The organism is Amycolatopsis pigmentata (genome assembly GCF_042684065.1).
Taxonomy (GTDB): domain Bacteria; phylum Actinomycetota; class Actinomycetes; order Mycobacteriales; family Pseudonocardiaceae; genus Amycolatopsis_E; species Amycolatopsis_E pigmentata.
Window position 1 is genome coordinate 156,541 of sequence record NZ_JBHUKR010000015.1, and the last position, 16,254, is coordinate 172,794.

A 16,254-nucleotide genomic window follows, 5' to 3' on the forward strand; every position below is an offset into this window, starting at 1 on the left:
CCAGTTGAAGATTCCGCGACCGGAAAGTGGTCGCCCACAAGGAAACCTACGAAGACGCGGGGGTCGGGGACAGCTGGCGTTCGTCCTCTGCGGAGGGGACTTCGTGCCCCGCCTGCGCCGGGTGACCCAGCCGCAGGAACAGTTGCGGATAGCCGGCCAGACCGAGCCGCTCGATCAGTGCCGACCGGACTTCGTGCAGGTGCAACGGCTGGGTGAGCACGGACGCGACCATCCCGCGGGTGATCGCGGCGAGCCAGATCTGCTGCATCGCCACGCCCGCGAGCAGGTGGTCGCGCCGGGTGTCGTCGGGCGTCAGCAGCATCAGGATGCCTTCGCGCATAAGGCGTTCGGTCAGGGTGACCGTGTCGGGAACGTGCGTGTCCGCGCGCACCAGCCCACCCCACGGAAGAGTCGTGTCGGCGGGTCCGTCACTCCAGGAGGCCAGCTCGCGCTGGTAACCGCGGTCGTCGCGCAGGACCTCGGCCGCGTAGTCGAACAGTTCGGCCAGCGTGGCGCACTCGGTCCGCGGGTCGACCACGCGCGCCTGCACGCCCGGCTCGTTCACCACACCGGCGAGGCCCCGCAGCGCGCCGCGCGAAACCGGGTGCAGATCGAACGGGTGCCGGTGGCTGTGCCGCCGGAAGATCGCCGCGTAGCGCTCGACCTCGGCCGCCGTGGTTTCCTTCCGCCCGGCCGTCCCCACGACGGCGACCAGATCCGGATGACCGGCATCGGGGAACAGCGAGATGTCGGCGGCCCAGCCGAGCGCGCGGACGGCGAGTTCGAGGTTCGCCAGCGCGGCCCCGCAGGAGATGAGCCGGTCGCGGCCGGTGGGGTCATGGTGCGGCAGGGTGACGTCGAACCGCTCATACAGCTCGGCCGATTCGGCGCGGGCTTCCATCGTCCACGGTTGTGTGTTGTGGACGGACGGCGCGTGACTCACCGCCCGTGCCAGCACGCCGATCTCGGTACTCGACCAGGTCATGACAGCGCCTCCTCCGCGTTGGGAGCACCATGCCGGGTGACCGTGTCCACGGCGCGCCGCTTGGTGGCGGGTGCGGTGAAGCCGTAACCGAAGCGCAGCACGACCTGCGGCTGCGCGCGGCGGCCGAGCAGTTCCCGCAACGCCACGCGCGTGGAGGGGACCTCGACCGGCTGTGACAGGAACGACGCGCTGACGCCCGCGTTCGTGGCGGTCAGCAGCACCCGTTGCATGGCCTGACCGGCACCGAGCTGGGCCAGTGGCGTATCGGTGTAGGAACCGAGCACCGCGACCAGCGGTTCGCGCTCGAAGGGCCGGTCCGGCTGCGGGCCGGCGCTGACGGCGTAGTGACGCAAGGTGAGCAGGCTGCCGGGTTCGGGTCGGGGCCCGCCCGCGACGGCGGGCACGCCGTCCTCGCGACTGCCGTTCGTCACCGTCCACTGTGCCAGTTCCGCGCGGAACTCCGGGTCCTCGCTCTGCATGTGCTCGGCGTGCCGCAGCAGCGCCGCCAGCGCGTCGACGTCGCCAGGCTGCTCCAGCAGGACCAACTCGGCGCCCTCCAGGCCGGCCGCGTCCATCAGCGCGTGCCGGACCTTGCCGGGCAGCGGCCGGTCGGTGAACGGCCGCCGGTTGCTGCGCCGCAGGCCGATCGCGCGCGCCAGCGCGGTGTCGGCGGGCGCGGCGGGCCGCGCTCCGCGGACCCACACCCTGGCCAGCAGTTCGTCACGGCCCGGGTCGGGCAGCAGTTGGACCAGGCTCGTCCGCCCGGCGGCGGCGAGCGCGACGCGGATGTTGAGGATCGCCGCGCCGCAGGACAGCCGCGCTTCGCGAGCGTCGGGGTCGACTACGCGCAGTACGCGCTCCGGGTCCAGCAACACGTCGATACGGTCGCCGGTGACCTCGAACCGCCAAGGCTGGGAATTGTGGGGGGACGGAGCGCGGACGGCCGCATCCAGGGCAAGCCGGACCGGCTTGCTGAGCGCGGGCAATGGGATGGTCATGGTGGGCTCCAGAGGGTTTCGCATCGACTCTCACGGTGCCCTCGGATCCGTTTTCCAGGCAGAGGCGGGCGTCCCCGAAACGGCGGGTCTTTGTACCCTGGGTGATCGCCCGGTCCGGTGGCGGGGCCTGGTCCCTCGCGAAAATTCTCCACGAAACCGCGCCGTCACAGAACTTTTCGACTGTGAGATCGACTTCCTGGTATTTCGCAACCGGCGATGCCACGATGTCGGTATGTCCTCGGACGCCCTGACCCCGTTTGACGACGTGCATCCCTCATTACGAGGCACGCTGTCGCAACTCCGGCTACGCGAACTGCTCCGCGAGGTCCAAGACCGCGTCGAGCAGTTGGTCAGCGCCCGGGACCAGATGGACGGGCTTCTGGAGGCCATGCTCGCGGTGGCCTCCGGCCTGGAACTGGACACCACGCTCCGCCGGATCGTGCACGCGGCGATCGATCTGGTCGACTGCCGCTACGGCGCGCTCGGCGTGCTCAACCCCGACCGCGAGGGCCTGGCCGAATTCGTCTACGAAGGCATCGACGAGGCGATGCGGCGCCGCATCGGTGACCTGCCCACCGGTCACGGCCTCCTCGGCCTGCTGATCCACCAGCCCAAACCATTACGGCTGGACGACTTGTCGCAACACGTCGCCTCCTCCGGTTTTCCCGAGCACCATCCCCCGATGCACTCGTTCCTCGGCGTGCCGGTCCGGGTGCGCGACGAAGTATTCGGAAATCTCTACCTCACCGAAAAGAACGGCGGCCTGCCGTTCACCGAGGACGACGAGGTGGTCGTCCAGGCCCTCGCCGCGGCGGCCGGTATCGCGGTGGAAAACGCGCGCCTGTACGAGGAAAGCCGGCTGAGGCAGCGGTGGCAGGAAGCGACCAGCGAAATCCGCGCCGAGCTGTTGGGCGCCGCCGATCCGCACGACGTGCTGCACCTGATCGCCAATCGCGCGCTCGCCCTCACCGCCGCCGACTACACCTTCCTCGCCCAGCCCGACGACCCCGAGCTCCCCAAGTCCGACGTCACCAACCTGGTGGTCACCGTCTGCGCCGGCCTCGACTCCGATGAGCTGACCGGCCGCGAGATTCCGGTGGAAGGGTCGAGTTGCGGGGCCGCGTTCACCGACGCCGAGCCCCGGCGCGTGGAAAGCCTGAGCTACGAGCTCTCCGACGGGCTGGACGAAGCGTTCGGGCCCGCGCTGGTCCTGCCGCTGCGTGCCTCCACCGACACCGTTTCCGGTGTGCTCGTCGCCCTGCGCAAGGCCGGGGAGGACCAGTTCGACAGCGCCCAGCTCCCGCTCGTCGCGGCCTTCGCCGACCAGGCCGCGCTGGCCCTCCAGCTGGCCGAAGACCAGCGGCACCTCAACGAGCTCCGGGTCCTCGGTGATCGCGACCGCATCGCGCGCGACCTGCACGATCACGTCATCCAGCGGTTGTTCGCGCACGGGCTGGCGCTCCAGAGCACGCATCAGCGCACCCGCTCCCCCGAGATCCAGAAACGGCTGGCCGATCTGGTCGAGGACGTGCAGAGCATCGTGGCCGAGATCCGCACCGCGATCTTCGACCTGCACGGCGGCCTGCAGGGCACCACCCAGCTCCGCAAGCGCCTCCAAGAGGTGATCGCCGAGCTCACCGACGACACCGACCTGCACACCGTCGTCCGGATGTCCGGCCCGGTCGGGGTGGTCTCCCCGGAGCTGGGCGAGCACGCCGAGGCGGTGTTGCGGGAGGCACTCGCCAACGCCGTCCGGCACTCCCGCGCCGCCACGGTCACCATCACCATCTCGGTCGGCGACGATCTGGTGCTGGACGTCACCGACGACGGCGTCGGCATCCCGGACACCGTCGCGCGCAGTGGCCTGCACAACCTCGACGAGCGCGCGCGGGACGTCGGTGGTTCGTTCGCCATAGAGCGCCGGGAATCCGGCGGCACACGGCTGGTCTGGGCCGCCCCGGTGGCTTAACGCGTCACGGGCGGACGACCGCGACCGGGCAGGTGCCGTGGTGCAACAGCGCCTGGCTGGTCGACCCGAGTCCGACGCCCTTGAGCGGGGTGCGGCCGCGCGAGCCGACGACGACCAGTTGCGCGCCCTCGGACTCCTCCAGCAACCCGCGGACCGGGCGATTGCGCACCACCCGTTGCTCCAACTCGACATCGGGGTACTTCTCGCGCCAGCCCGCCAGCCGTTCGGCCAGCAGCAGACGCTCGTCTTCGGCGACCGCGTCGTAGTCGATGTCGAACGGCAGCACCGACCAGGTTTCGCCGGCGGACATGTCGGTCCAGGTGTGGACCGCGACGAGCGGGACCCCGCGCATGGTCGCCGCGTCGAAGGCGAACTCGAGCGCCGCCTCGCTGGCGGGCGAGCCGTCCACCCCGACCACCACCGGCCCCGACGTGGGCGGCGGATCGTCCAGCGTCCGCCCGCGCACCACGACCACCGGGCAGTGCCCGTGCGCGGCCACGCCGACCGACACCGAACCGGCCAGCATTCCCTCGAACCCGCCGAGCCCGCGGGAACCCAGCACGACCAGCCGTGCCGCCTCGGACTCGTCGATCAGACGGCCCGCCGCCGGGCCCACCCGCAGGTCGCGGTGGACTTCGATGCCGGGCTCGGTGTCCAGCGCGACCCGCTCCGCGTGCCGCAGGATCTGGTGCCCGTACTCGACGAGCGCCTCGACCGCGCCCCCGGGGAGCGAAATCGGCACGCGTGGCGCGGCCGGCGGCAGCACGCAGGCGTGGAAGAGACGAAGCGGAATGTGGCGGCGGGCCGCCTCATGGGCCGCCCAGCGGGTCGCGTGCAACGAAGACGACGATCCGTCGACGCCGACCAGAATCCAGTGATGCGCGGCTGTGTCGACCATGCCTACCATGACTGTCACTTTCGCCCTCGGCGTGGGGACCCGGCGAGAGCAGGCGGTAACGGCACCGCGGTGACTTTGGTCCCGTGGCGGAATGACCTTCGGTGAGCCGACGGGTGGCCACCGGCCGTAGTCTTGAGGGACTCCCGGCGCGAAGGTGGTGCACTGTGATCAAAGTATTCCTGGTCGACGACCATGAGGTCGTCCGGCGCGGTGTCGCCGACCTGCTCGAAGCGGACCCGGATCTGACGGTGATCGGTGAGGCGTCCAACGCCGCCCAGGCCCTCGCGCGGATTCCCGCGCTGCGGCCGGACATCGCGGTCCTCGACGTCCGGCTCCCCGACGGCAACGGCATCGAACTCTGTCGCGATCTGCGCTCCAAGCTGCCCGAACTCAACGTCCTGATGCTGACCTCCTACACCGACGAGGAGGCCATGCTCAACGCCATCCTGGCCGGCGCGGGCGGTTACGTGATCAAGGACATCCAGGGTCTCCAGCTGGTCTCCGCGGTGCGCGATGTCGGTTCCGGCCGGTCACTGCTCGACAACCGCGCCGCCGCGACCCTGATGGCCAAGCTCCGCGCCGACGCCGACAACAACGGCCCGTTGTCCGGGCTGAGCGAACGCGAGCGCACCCTGCTCGACCTGATCGGCGAGGGGCTGACCAACCGGCAGATCTCCGAACGCATGTTCCTGGCCGAAAAGACGGTCAAGAACTACGTGTCACGCCTGCTCACCAAGCTCGGCCTGGAACGCCGGACGCAGGCCGCGGTGCTGGCCACGAAGCTGCGCGACGGCCAGCGCGCCCGCGCGGACGAGGAGTAGAGCACTTCGCCCCCGGGCGGGGACTTAGGCCCTCTTGCGGTCCCTCGCCCGGCGGCGCGAGCCTGAGAGCTATGCGATCAAGCCAGTTCGCGGTCAGCGAGACGCACTCCGGTGTGGTGTTCTTCGTCGGAGATCGCGCGTACAAGCTGAAGAAGCCGGTCGATCTCGGCTTCCTCGACTTCACCTCGCGCGAAAGCCGGGAAGACGTGTGTCACAAGGAAGTCGCGCTGAACCGGCGGCTCTGCCCCGATGTGTACCTGGGTGTCGCCGACGTGATGGGGCCGGACGGCAAGCCCTGCGACCACCTTGTGGTGATGCGCCGCATGCCCGAGAACCGCCGGATGTCCACTTTGGTCGAACGCGGCGAGCCGCTCGGCGAGACGGTGAAGCAGCTGGCGAGGAAGCTGGCCACGTTCCACGCCCGCGCCGAGCGGGGGCCGGAGATCTCGGCCGAGGGTTCGCGGGACGCGATCCGCCGCCGTTGGGAGGACAGCTTCGCGCAGGTCCGGCCGTTCCACGGCGCGGTGCTCGAACCCGGCATGGTCGCCGAAATCGAGCAGCTGACCAAGGATTTCCTCGCCGGACGCGAGGAGTTGTTCAAGCGCAGGATGGAGTGCGGGCGCGTGGTCGACGGCCACGGCGACATCCTGGCCGACGACATCTTCTGTCTCGAAGACGGCCCCCGCGTGCTCGACTGCCTGGAGTTCGACGACCGGTTACGGTGGCTCGACGCGCTCGACGACGTGGCCTTCCTCGCGATGGACCTGGAACGGCTCGGCGCCGGCGACCTGGGGAACCACCTGCTCGACTGGTATGCGGAGTACTCCGGGGACGCGGCGCCACCGGCGCTGCGGCATCACTACATCGCCTACCGCGCGTTCGTCCGCGCCAAGGTGGCGTGCCTGCGGCACGACCAGGGCGACTCCGGGGCGGCGCGGCTGGCGCGCGGCTACGCCTCGCTCGCGTTGCGGCACCTCCGGCAGGGCGTACCCCGGTTGATCCTGGTCGGTGGCCTGCCCGGGTCGGGCAAGTCGACGGTCGGCGGCGCGATCGCGGACCGGCTCGGTGGCACGGTGCTCCGGTCCGACCGCATCCGCAAGGAGATGGCAGGCCTCTCCCCGGAGAAGAGCGCGGCCGAAGAGTACGGCGAAGGTCTCTACGACAGCGCCCACACCACGCGCACCTACCACGAGTTGTGCCATCGGGCGGGTGAGCTCCTCCGGCTCGGCGAAACGGTCGTGCTCGACGCGTCCTGGACTTCGGTCGACCAGCGGGCGATCGCGGCGGAGACCGCCGCCGAGACCCACAGCAGGCTGGTGCAACTACGCTGCTGGGCCCCGGAAACCATTACCGCGCAACGAATCGCGGAGCGCGGCACATCGCTGTCCGACGCCACCCCCGACATCGCCCGCCAGATGGCGGGCAACGTGCACCCGTGGCCCGCCGCGCACACCATCCTGACCGCGGGGACCGAGCACGACTCCCTCACCCAGGCCCTGGCCTACATCGAGTCCTACACGGATTAGGGCCAGCCGAGGCGCACACGGTCCCCCGATTTCCCGTTCGTGAACAACAGGTTTGGGGAATTGTTCGCTCGGCCACCAAAGCACTGTGATGATCAGCCACTTCGGCTACTTCGTTGCGCCCTTCGCCGGATATCGGAACACCCGGTTCGAAGTTAGCCTCTCACCATTACCGGTTCTACTGGGCCGGTTATTCCCTTCACGGAGGTAGGCGTCATGCGCGTTATCCGGAAGATCGCCCTGGCCACCATCGCCGCCGGCATCGTCGTCGGGAGTCTCTCGGGAGGTACCGCTCTCGCCAGCACGAGCACCACCGCGCACCCGATGTGCGGCACCGCCATCTGCTGGGAGTAGTTCCACGTCGCGGACTTCGCGGAGATGGCGCCGGAACCCACGCCGTCTCCGCGGAGTGACCGCCACCCGGCCCGTTGTCACGTAAGGACAAGGCACCTCGTCAGCGTCCGGTCGAGCCGTCGATCTGTTCACGCAGGATGTCCGCGTGACCGGCGTGCCGGGCGGTTTCCTCGATCATGTGGACCAGTATCCAGCGCATCGACGGCGGCGCGGTTTCGCGCAGCGAGCGCGCGCCGGGACGGTCCAGATCGGTGCAGGCGAGGGCGATCTCATTGGCTTGGGCGATCGCCTCGCGGTAGGCGTCCGCCAGGTCCGACGCGGTGTCGTCGGCGGACACCGCACTCTTGGTCTCCCAGCGTTCGCGGCCGGCACCGGCGTAGGCCCAAACGAACCAGGTGAGTTCGACGGCCGTCAGGTGCTTGATCAACTGGAGCAGGCTGGTCCCGGATGGGACGCCTGCCGTGCGGACCGCCGGCTCCGGGACACCGGCCACCTTCGCGAGGACGGCCTCTCGCAGGTAGTCCAGAAAGGCCAGCAGGGTGGTCTTCTCGTCGGCATTCAGCATGGGGGGCCGACGATCGGGGCGGGAGTCCATAGTCGTCATGACCGAACCGTAGAGGATCGGTTGTCGCTGTCGAGCGATGACCACGAGCCGTAGTTGACTCACCGCATAAGAAAATCGCTCAAGGAAAATGAAACTTCGTGGACACGAGCCAATTATATCGAACGCAAAGTCGAACATAACTTAAAATAGTTACATGAACGAGTGGAAGTCGTACGGCCGCCCTTCAGTCGAAAGCCGCACGGAAAGTTCGAAGGCATCGGGGCCATCAGCAGGCCCCACGGGCACCACTCGCACCGGCGACGAACGCACGGATGTCATTGCGGAACAACGCAAAAGGAGGGTGTCCCTCAGCCGCACAGAAGCTCTTCGGCGCCACGCGCGAGTTCGAGGTCTTCGCGGGCGGCGACGACCAACACCGTGACAAGGGCACCGTCGACGCTGACCACCCGGTCCCCGGCGCCGGCGACCCGTGACGGGAGGCCGTGGATTCCCAGTGTGCCCAGGCCCTCGAGGAGTTCGGCCAGCAGCGGTGGCTGGTGTTCGGCGACGCCACCGGTGAACGCGACGGCGTCGAGCCGGTCGAGGCTGGTCGCCGCGGCGCCGATCTCTCGCCTGAGCCGGTGCAGGTAGACCGCCAGCGCGAGTTCCGCGTCGGCGTTGCCCGATGCCCTGGCGGAGAGTACTTCGCGCACGTCGCCGCTGGTGTCGGTCATCCCGGCCAGCCCGGACCGCTCGAACAGCGTGTCGGTCATCTCGCTCGGGGTCACCTCGCCCGTTCCGAGGACGTGCAGCACCAGGCCGGGATCGACCGATCCGGAGTGGGTGGCGGAGACCGCGCCTTCGATGGGCGTGAACCCCATCGAGGTGTCCACGCTGGCGCCCCCGCTGATCGCGGTGACCGAAACCTCCGCACCCCAGTGTACGGACACCAACCGCAACGCATTCTCCGGCTTACCAAGGAATTCTGCCGCACGGCGCACCGTGTGGCGGCACGACAGGCCGTGAAAGCCATAGCGGCGCAGACGGTTCTGACTGGTCCATTTCTTCGGCAGCGCGTAGCGGGACGCGGATTCCGGAAGTCCACAGTGGAAAGACGTGTCGAAGCAGGCGACCACCGGCACGCCGGGCAGCGACGGCTCCAGCAACCGGGCCACCCGCACCGACGATTCCTGGTACGGCGGCGCCAACGTCACCAGGCGTTCAAGGTCGGCGAGACCGGCGTGGTCCACCAGCACCGGGCCGGCCCGCGAGCCGCCGTGCGGGAACCGCACCGACACCGCGTCCGGCACACCCCAGCGGTCGGCCGCCGCCGCCAGCGCCGCGGTGTCCGCCCAGACCTCTGTCACCGTCGTGTCGCCGTGCACGACGAAGGCCGCCTTCAGGCCTCCAGCGCCCGGGTCGAGCGTCAGAACCCGCATCCGCCAAGGAGACCACGGCCGCCGCGCGGCCGGTGCTGCCGTAACGCACGAATCCCGATGACCACCGTCCCGCGCTCCCGGTGACCTAGGACCCTCCCGTCCCCCACCGCCACTGCCCGACGCTGGGGACGATCTCGCGTGCGGCGGATAGGAGAGACATGAACGCGCTGGACCTGGCGCGGTGGCAGTTCGGGATCACCACCGTGTACCACTTCATCTTCGTTCCGCTGACGATCGGGCTTTCCTTTCTGGTGGCCGGAATGCAGACCGCCTGGGTGCGTACCGGCAAGGAACACTACCTGCGGATGACGAAGTTCTGGGGCAAACTTTTCCTGATCAACTTCGCGATGGGCGTGGTCACCGGAATCGTGCAGGAATTCCAGTTCGGCATGAACTGGAGCGCCTACAGCGCCTTCGTCGGGGACATCTTCGGCGCGCCGCTGGCCATCGAGGGCCTGCTGGCGTTCTTCCTCGAATCGACCTTCCTCGGCCTGTGGATCTTCGGCTGGGACCGGCTGCCGAAGCGGGTGCACCTGGCGACGATCTGGCTGGCTTCGATCGGCACCGTGCTCTCGGCCTACTTCATCCTCGCCGCGAACTCGTGGATGCAGCATCCGGTCGGGTACGCGGTCAACCCGGCAAGCCACCGTGCCGAGCTCAAGGACTTCGGTGCGGTCCTGACCAATTCCACCGCGGTCGGCGCCTTCGCGCACACCATCACCGCGTGCTTCGTGACCGGTGGGATCTTCGTCGTCGCGATCAGCGCGTGGCAGCTCAAGCGCGGGCGCTCCACCGAGGTGTACCGGCCGTCGATGAAGGCCGCGCTGATCACGGTGCTCATCGCGAGCATCGGCGTGGTCGTGACCGGTGACCTGCAGGCACGCCTGATGACCGAACAGCAGCCGATGAAGATGGCGGCCGCGGAAGCACTCTACGACACCGCGGGACCGGCGTCGTTCTCCTTGTTCACCATCGGTTCGCTCGACGGTTCGCAGGAGAAGTTCAGCGTCCGCGTGCCCGGCCTGCTGTCGTTCATGGCGACCGGCTCGTTCGACGGCACGGTCGAGGGCATCAACAACGTGCAGGCCGGCGAGACCCAGACGTTCGGCCCCGGCGACTACAAGCCGAACATCCCGGTCACCTACTGGACGTTCCGCCTGATGATCGGTTTCGGCCTGCTGACCGCGCTGCTGTCCGCGGTCGGCCTGTGGCTGTTCCGTCGCGAGCGAACCCCCGCGTCGAAATGGTTCTTCCGGGCCGCCGTCGCTTCGCTCGCCCTGCCGTTCCTGGCCGACGCGCTCGGGTGGATCTTCACCGAGATGGGCCGTCAGCCCTGGGTCGTGTACAGCGTCCTGCGCACCGCGGACGGCGTCTCGCCCAGCGTCGGGGGAACGACCGTGCTCATCTCGCTCGTCGTCTTCACTCTGCTCTACGGAGTGCTCGCGGTGGTGGACGGCGCGCTGATGGTGCGCTACGCCAAGGCCGGACCGCCGGAGCCCACCCCACCCGAAGAGTCCGATGTGGACTCCGGATCCCGCACCCCCGTGTTCACCTACTAGGAGCTCGTCATGGCACTGACCGACATCTGGTTCCTGCTCATCGGCCTCCTGTGGACCGGCTACTTCGTCCTGGAAGGCTTCGACTTCGGCGTCGGCATGCTGCTGGGCATGCTCGGCAAGGACAACACCGACCGCCGCGTCATGATCAACACGATCGGCCCGGTGTGGGACGGCAACGAGGTGTGGCTGCTGGTCGCGGGCGGCGCCACCTTCGCCGCCTTCCCGCTCTGGTACGCCAGCCTGTTCTCCGGGTTCTACCTGCCCCTGCTGATCATCCTGGTCGCACTGATCGTGCGCGGGGTCGCGTTCGAGTTCCGCGGCAAGATCGACAGCGCGCGGTGGCGGCGCAACTGGGACCGCGCGATCATGTTCGGCTCGCTGCTGCCCTCGCTCCTGTGGGGAGTCGCGTTCGCCAACATCGTGCGCGGGGTCCCGCTGGACGCGCAGCACCATTTCACCGGCACGCTGCTCACCCTGCTCAACCCGTACGCGCTGCTCGGCGGCCTCACCACGCTGTGCCTGTTCGCCCTGCACGGCGCGACGTTCCTGGGTCTGAAGACCGAGGGCCCGATCGGCTACCGGGCCCGGACACTCAGCCGGACGCTCGCCGCCGTGGCGATCGTGCCCGCCGGCCTGTTCCTGGTGTGGACCCAGCTCCAGTTCGGCAAGAACTGGACGTGGGCCGCTGTGGCGCTCGCCGCGGCGGCGCTGGTGGCGGCGGCGGTCTCGGCGGTGGCCGACCGTGAAGGCTGGGCGTTCACGTTCACCGCGCTGACCATCGTGGCGGCCACCGTCACCTTGTTCGGCGTGCTCTACCCCGACGTGCTGCCGTCCACGACGGCCGCGGCCAACAGCCTCACCACCACGAACGCCGCGTCGACCCCGTACACGCTGAAGATCATGACGTGGGTCGCCGTGGCCTTCACCCCGATCGTCCTGCTCTACCAGTCGTGGACGTACTGGGTGTTCCGGCGGCGTGTGGGCCGCGCGTCCATTCCGGACCACCAAGGCCTCGTCCCGTGACCGTGCCACAGTCACGCACACCCCCGGTGCACCGGGCGCTGACGCGGCACGCCCGCGCCGCGCGGCCGTTCATCATCGGCTGCGCGGTGCTGGGCGTGCTGACGGCGGTGTTGTTGCTCGCTCAGGCCGACCTTCTGGCCACCGCGATCTCACAGTCCTTTCTGGACGGATTCGGGCTCGGTGCGCTCACCGTCGTCGCCGGGCTGCTCGGTGTGGTCGTGCTCGCCAGGGCCGGAGTCTCGTGGTTGTCGGAAACGATGGCGCACCGCGCCTCGGCACGGGTTCTCGCGCAACTCCGCGCCGCGCTGATCGACCATGTCCTGCGCACCGGTCCCCGCAGGCGGGCCGGCCACTCCCCCGCGGATCTGGCGGCCCTGGCCACGCGCGGGGTCGACCGGCTCGACGGGTACTTCTCGCGGTACCTGCCGCAACTGCTCGTCGCGGCGGTGGTGCCCGCGGTGGTCGGCGTCCGCATCCTGGTGGCGGACTGGGTCGCCGCGGTGATCGTGGCCGTCACGGTGCCGCTCATCCCGGTCTTCATGGTCCTCATCGGCTGGTACACCGAGCGCGAGGTCGGCAGGCAATGGCGCACGCTCGCCGTGCTGGGCAACCACTTCCTCGACCTGGTGGCCGGGCTCGCCACGCTGACCGCGTTCGGCAGGGCACGAGCGCAACTGCGGAGCCTGCGGGCGGCCAGTGAGGCGCACCGCAAGCAGACCATGCGGACCTTGCGAGTGGCATTCCTGTCCGCGCTCGCCCTGGAACTGCTCGCCACGTTGTCCGTCGCACTGATCGCGGTTTCGATCGGGTTGCGCCTGGTCAGCGGCACGCTGGACCTGCACACCGCGCTCGTGGTGCTGATCCTGGCGCCGGAGGTCTACCTGCCGTTGCGCGCGGTCGGCGCCCGCTTCCACGACAGCGCGGAAGGTGTCGCGGCCGCCGGCGAGATTTTCGCTCTGCTGGAGGAAAAACCGACCGTCGGCGGCACGCGGTCGCCCGCGCCCAACCCTTCCCGGGTTCCGCTACGCGTCGAAGGCGTCACGGTGAACGGCCGCTCCGGGCCCGTTCTCGACGCTTTGAGTCTGCGGGTCGAACCCGGTGAAGTCCTGGGCATCACCGGACCCAGCGGCGCCGGGAAGTCGACCTTGCTGGATCTGCTGCTCGGCTGGTACCCGCCGGACGCCGGGCACGTCTACGTCGACGGCGTGAACCTGGCGGAGCTGGACCGCGCCGCGTGGCAGGAACGCCTCGCGTGGGTGCCGCAGCGGCCGCGGTTGCTCGCCGGGGACATCGCCTCGAACATCCGGCTCGGCCGCCCGCACGCCACCGACGCGCAGGTCACTCGGGCCGCCCGCGCGGCCGGACTCGACCTGCCGCTCACCACCGAGGTCGGCGAGCTGGGCGACGGTCTGTCGACCGGACAGCAGCGACGGGTCGCGCTGGCCAGGGCGTTGGTACTGGACCGTCCCCTGCTCCTGCTCGACGAACCGACGGAAGGTGTCGACGCCGAAACCGAGGTCGCCATCGTGGAGCGGCTTCCCGCGATCCTCGACGGGAAGACGGCGGTCATCGTGACCCACCGGGAAGCGGTTCTCGATGCCTGTGACCGGGTCGTTTCCCTGGTGGCCGCAGACCGCGTGCCGGACGAGGAAGCGGTGCCCGCGACCGTCCCGGGCGAGCGCCATGCCGACTTATCGCCTACTGCGTCGATCGTTACCAATCCGACCACAGCCACGGCGGAAACGGGTCCCCGCAAGCAGTCCGGTTGCCGACCGTCTCCGCCTACTTTTGGTCGGATTGGTAAATCCGCGCCGAGAATTGCTCCTGTCCTGGAGGGCCGACTCCCGCAGGTGCGGGGGTGGCTCGCCGGCGCCACGCGCGGACGCCGTCGGCGCCTCGCCCTCGCGTGCCTGCTCAGCGCCGCCGCTCTGGGTTGCGGGGTCGCGCTCACCGGCACTTCCGCGTGGCTCATCTCGGCCGCCGCCCTGCACCCGCCCGTGCTCAGCCTCATGGTCGCGATCGTCGCGGTGCGCGCCTTCGGCCTGTCGAAGGGCGTGCTGCGTTACCTCGAACGCCTGGTCTCCCACGATGTCGCCCTGCGTGCCCTGTCGGACCTGCGGGTCCGGGTGTGGGCCGCGCTCGTGCGCCTCGGCCCGGCCACCACTGGCAGACTCCACCAAGGCGACCTGCTCAGCCGCTTGATGTCCGATGTGGACAGTCAGCAGGATCTCCTGCTCCGGGTCCTCGTGCCGGTCGCGGGAGCGGGCATGGTCGCCCTCGGCACCGCCGCGACGCTGGGCGTCCTGCTTCCCGAAGCGGGCCTGATTGTCCTTTTCGGACTCTTCTGTGCGGGCGTGCTGGCGCCAATGCTCTCGGCGATGACCTCACGCCGGGCCGAACGTGAGACCGCGCGCCTGCGCGCGAAGGTCTCCGCCGACACCGTCGAACTGCTCGCCGCCTCGCCCGAACTGATCGCCTTCGGCGCCGATCAACGCCGTCACGTGCTGCTTCGTCGTGACGGCGAGGCGCTGAGCAGGCAACTGGCCCGCTCGGCCGCCGCCCGTGGCGCCGGAGCCGGCGCCGGCACGCTGGCCATCGGCGCGACCATGCTCGGTTGCCTGCTCGCCGGGATCGCGGCGCTGCGCTCGGGACGGCTCCCCGGCCCCGAACTCGCGGTCCTGGCACTGACCCCGTTGGCCACCGGCGAACTCGTGACCGCGCTTCCCGAAGCGGCGCAACGGCTTCTCGGCGCCCGCGTCGCCGCCCACCGCCTCGCCGAACTCGACGCCGGCACCACCCCCAGTACCGAACCCGAGCGGCCGCTGGTCCCCGAAACCGCCCACGGTCTGCGCGCCGAAGACCTTTCGGTGCGCTGGCCCGGCGCGACCGACGACACCGTGCGTGGTCTGAACCTCACTGTGCGGCCCGGACACGGTGTCGTGCTCACCGGGCCGTCGGGCGCGGGCAAGAGCACCGCGCTGGCCGCCCTCATGCGTTATCTCGACCCGTCCGGCGGCCGGGTGCTGCTCGACGACGCGGACACCCAGGGCTACCGGGGTGACGACGTGCGCGAGCAACTGGCCTGGTGCGGCCCGCGCAGCCACCTGTTCGACAGCACCCTGCGCGAAAACCTCCTGCTGGCAAGGCCTTCCGCCACGGACGACGACCTTCGTGCCGCGCTGGGCCGGGCCCGTCTCGACGGCTGGCTCGCCCGGCTCCCCGACGGGCTCGACACCGCGCTCGGCGCGCACGGCACGGCTGTCTCCGGAGGCGAACGGCAGCGGATCGGTGTCGCCCGCGCGCTGCTGGCCGACCGGCCGATCCTGCTCCTCGACGAGCCCACCGCGCACCTCGACGCCGTCACCGCCGCGTCGCTGGCCCGTGACCTTCGTGCGCTCACCGCGGGACGGGCCGCCCTGATCGTCACCCATCGGCCGGCCGAGTTCGGCGAGTTCCCGTCGATCCGACTCGGTCCACGCGCCCGGGAGGCGGCCTCCATGCCGGGCCGGGAGTAAATCGCGGGAGCGCACCAAGAAAATTCACAGAATCGACGGGCAAGCTGTGCGTGCTCGAGAGATTCCGAGGAGTTCACAGGACATGCCCGTCTTCGTCAATGGATTACCACTACACCCACTCGTCGTGCACGCGGTGGTCGTGCTCGTCCCGCTGGCCGTGCTGGGCACGATCGTCGTGGCCGTGTGGCCCGCGGCGCGCAGGCGCTTCGGCTGGCTCGTCGTGGGCCTGACCGCGCTGGCCGCCATCTCCATCCCGGTCGCCACCAGCACCGGGGAGGACCTGCGCGACCGGCTCGCCTCCAACGACCTGATCCGCGCGCACGCCGAGCTCGGTGACCAGCTGCTCGTGTTCGTCGCGGGCCTGCTCGTGGTCAGTCTCGCCCTGGTCTGGTTCGATCACCGGCGCCGTCGCGAGGCCCCCGGCGCGGCGCGGGTCCCGGCGAAGCCGATCATCGCTGTGCTCGCCGTGCTGACGGTCGCCCTCGCGGCCGTGTCCGCCGTGCAGGTGGTGCGCATCGGCGACTCCGGCGCGAAGGCCGCCTGGTCCGGCGTCCAGTACACCGCGCCCCAGCAGCGTCACCACGACGGCTGAGCTGAAGCAAGGGGGGTCCGCCCCGGACAGGTGA

General features: G+C 69.8%; 13 protein-coding genes. 8 read left to right on the top strand and 5 right to left on the bottom strand.

All coding sequences use genetic code 11. The features are described 5' to 3' along the window. Positions 1 to 46: 46 nt before the first annotated feature. Together ACFSXZ_RS26520 and ACFSXZ_RS26525 are read right to left on the bottom strand one after the other, a co-directional pair. Positions 47 to 985, bottom strand: a complete 939-nt coding sequence (locus tag ACFSXZ_RS26520) for an Acg family FMN-binding oxidoreductase (RefSeq protein ID WP_378267914.1) — start codon at positions 983 to 985, stop codon at positions 47 to 49. Beyond that, the gene (locus tag ACFSXZ_RS26525) at positions 982 to 1,983 is read right to left on the bottom strand and encodes an Acg family FMN-binding oxidoreductase (RefSeq protein ID WP_378267915.1); all 1,002 of its coding nucleotides are present in this window, start codon (positions 1,981 to 1,983) and stop codon (positions 982 to 984) included. The genes ACFSXZ_RS26520 and ACFSXZ_RS26525 overlap by 4 nt, the downstream gene beginning before the upstream one ends. A gap of 232 nt (positions 1,984 to 2,215) precedes the next feature. Here ACFSXZ_RS26525 and ACFSXZ_RS26530 point away from each other — a divergent pair, with 232 nt between their 5' ends. Next, positions 2,216 to 3,952, top strand: coding sequence for a GAF domain-containing sensor histidine kinase (locus ACFSXZ_RS26530; protein WP_378267916.1), 1,737 nt, complete (start codon positions 2,216 to 2,218; stop codon positions 3,950 to 3,952). 4 nt (positions 3,953 to 3,956) lie between these two features. Here the strand turns inward: ACFSXZ_RS26530 and ACFSXZ_RS26535 are convergent, their stop codons facing one another. Next, positions 3,957 to 4,850 (bottom strand): universal stress protein, encoded by an 894-nt coding sequence (locus ACFSXZ_RS26535; RefSeq protein ID WP_378267917.1) that lies wholly within the window; start codon positions 4,848 to 4,850, stop codon positions 3,957 to 3,959. Positions 4,851 to 5,014: 164 nt separating this feature from the next. On the opposite strand from ACFSXZ_RS26535, the gene ACFSXZ_RS26540 reads away from it, so the two are divergent. The 3 genes from ACFSXZ_RS26540 (at position 5,015) to ACFSXZ_RS26550 (ending at position 7,548) form a co-directional block, all read left to right on the top strand. Next, positions 5,015 to 5,671 carry a response regulator gene (locus ACFSXZ_RS26540; protein ID WP_378267918.1) on the top strand — a complete coding sequence of 219 codons (657 nt, stop codon included), beginning with the start codon at positions 5,015 to 5,017 and terminating at the stop codon, positions 5,669 to 5,671. A 71-nt stretch (positions 5,672 to 5,742) separates the two neighbouring features. After that, positions 5,743 to 7,197, top strand: a complete 1,455-nt coding sequence (locus ACFSXZ_RS26545) for a bifunctional aminoglycoside phosphotransferase/ATP-binding protein (protein ID WP_378267919.1) — start codon at positions 5,743 to 5,745, stop codon at positions 7,195 to 7,197. Between the two features lie 213 nt (positions 7,198 to 7,410). Continuing rightward, positions 7,411 to 7,548, top strand: a complete 138-nt coding sequence (locus ACFSXZ_RS26550) for a hypothetical protein (RefSeq protein WP_378267920.1) — start codon at positions 7,411 to 7,413, stop codon at positions 7,546 to 7,548. 100 nt (positions 7,549 to 7,648) lie between these two features. On the opposite strand, the gene ACFSXZ_RS26555 is transcribed toward ACFSXZ_RS26550, so the two are convergent. After that, complete coding sequence (locus ACFSXZ_RS26555) at positions 7,649 to 8,143, bottom strand: DinB family protein (protein WP_449224294.1); 495 nt, start codon at positions 8,141 to 8,143, stop codon at positions 7,649 to 7,651. Positions 8,144 to 8,460: 317 nt separating this feature from the next. Then, positions 8,461 to 9,531 carry an acetate kinase gene (locus ACFSXZ_RS26560; RefSeq protein ID WP_378267922.1) on the bottom strand — a complete coding sequence of 357 codons (1,071 nt, stop codon included), beginning with the start codon at positions 9,529 to 9,531 and terminating at the stop codon, positions 8,461 to 8,463. Positions 9,532 to 9,689: 158 nt separating this feature from the next. Between ACFSXZ_RS26560 and ACFSXZ_RS26565 the strand changes: the two genes are divergently transcribed. The 4 genes from ACFSXZ_RS26565 (at position 9,690) to ACFSXZ_RS26580 (ending at position 16,220) form a co-directional block, all read left to right on the top strand. Continuing rightward, positions 9,690 to 11,090: a cytochrome ubiquinol oxidase subunit I gene (locus ACFSXZ_RS26565; protein ID WP_378267923.1), complete on the top strand. Its 1,401-nt coding sequence runs from the start codon at positions 9,690 to 9,692 to the stop codon at positions 11,088 to 11,090. Between the two features lie 9 nt (positions 11,091 to 11,099). Further along, positions 11,100 to 12,113 carry a cytochrome d ubiquinol oxidase subunit II gene (cydB, locus tag ACFSXZ_RS26570; RefSeq protein ID WP_378267924.1) on the top strand — a complete coding sequence of 338 codons (1,014 nt, stop codon included), beginning with the start codon at positions 11,100 to 11,102 and terminating at the stop codon, positions 12,111 to 12,113. Beyond that, a complete protein-coding gene (gene cydD, locus ACFSXZ_RS26575; RefSeq protein WP_378267925.1) occupies positions 12,110 to 15,628 on the top strand; it encodes a thiol reductant ABC exporter subunit CydD in 3,519 nt (1,172 codons plus the stop codon). The genes cydB and cydD overlap by 4 nt, the downstream gene beginning before the upstream one ends. An 82-nt stretch (positions 15,629 to 15,710) precedes the next feature. Then, positions 15,711 to 16,220: a DUF2231 domain-containing protein gene (locus tag ACFSXZ_RS26580; protein WP_378267926.1), complete on the top strand. Its 510-nt coding sequence runs from the start codon at positions 15,711 to 15,713 to the stop codon at positions 16,218 to 16,220. The last annotated feature ends 34 nt before the right edge of the window (positions 16,221 to 16,254 follow it).

Coding starts and splice junctions, on each gene's coding strand:
- ACFSXZ_RS26520 (WP_378267914.1), bottom strand. CDS start 985: ATGACCTGGTCGAGTACCGAGATCGGCGTGCTGGCACGGGCGGTGAGT.
- ACFSXZ_RS26525 (WP_378267915.1), bottom strand. CDS start 1,983: ATGACCATCCCATTGCCCGCGCTCAGCAAGCCGGTCCGGCTTGCCCTG.
- ACFSXZ_RS26530 (WP_378267916.1), top strand. CDS start 2,216: ATGTCCTCGGACGCCCTGACCCCGTTTGACGACGTGCATCCCTCATTA.
- ACFSXZ_RS26535 (WP_378267917.1), bottom strand. CDS start 4,850: ATGGTCGACACAGCCGCGCATCACTGGATTCTGGTCGGCGTCGACGGA.
- ACFSXZ_RS26545 (WP_378267919.1), top strand. CDS start 5,743: ATGCGATCAAGCCAGTTCGCGGTCAGCGAGACGCACTCCGGTGTGGTG.
- ACFSXZ_RS26550 (WP_378267920.1), top strand. CDS start 7,411: ATGCGCGTTATCCGGAAGATCGCCCTGGCCACCATCGCCGCCGGCATC.
- ACFSXZ_RS26555 (WP_449224294.1), bottom strand. CDS start 8,143: ATGGACTCCCGCCCCGATCGTCGGCCCCCCATGCTGAATGCCGACGAG.
- ACFSXZ_RS26560 (WP_378267922.1), bottom strand. CDS start 9,531: ATGCGGGTTCTGACGCTCGACCCGGGCGCTGGAGGCCTGAAGGCGGCC.
- ACFSXZ_RS26565 (WP_378267923.1), top strand. CDS start 9,690: ATGAACGCGCTGGACCTGGCGCGGTGGCAGTTCGGGATCACCACCGTG.
- cydB (WP_378267924.1), top strand. CDS start 11,100: ATGGCACTGACCGACATCTGGTTCCTGCTCATCGGCCTCCTGTGGACC.
- ACFSXZ_RS26580 (WP_378267926.1), top strand. CDS start 15,711: ATGCCCGTCTTCGTCAATGGATTACCACTACACCCACTCGTCGTGCAC.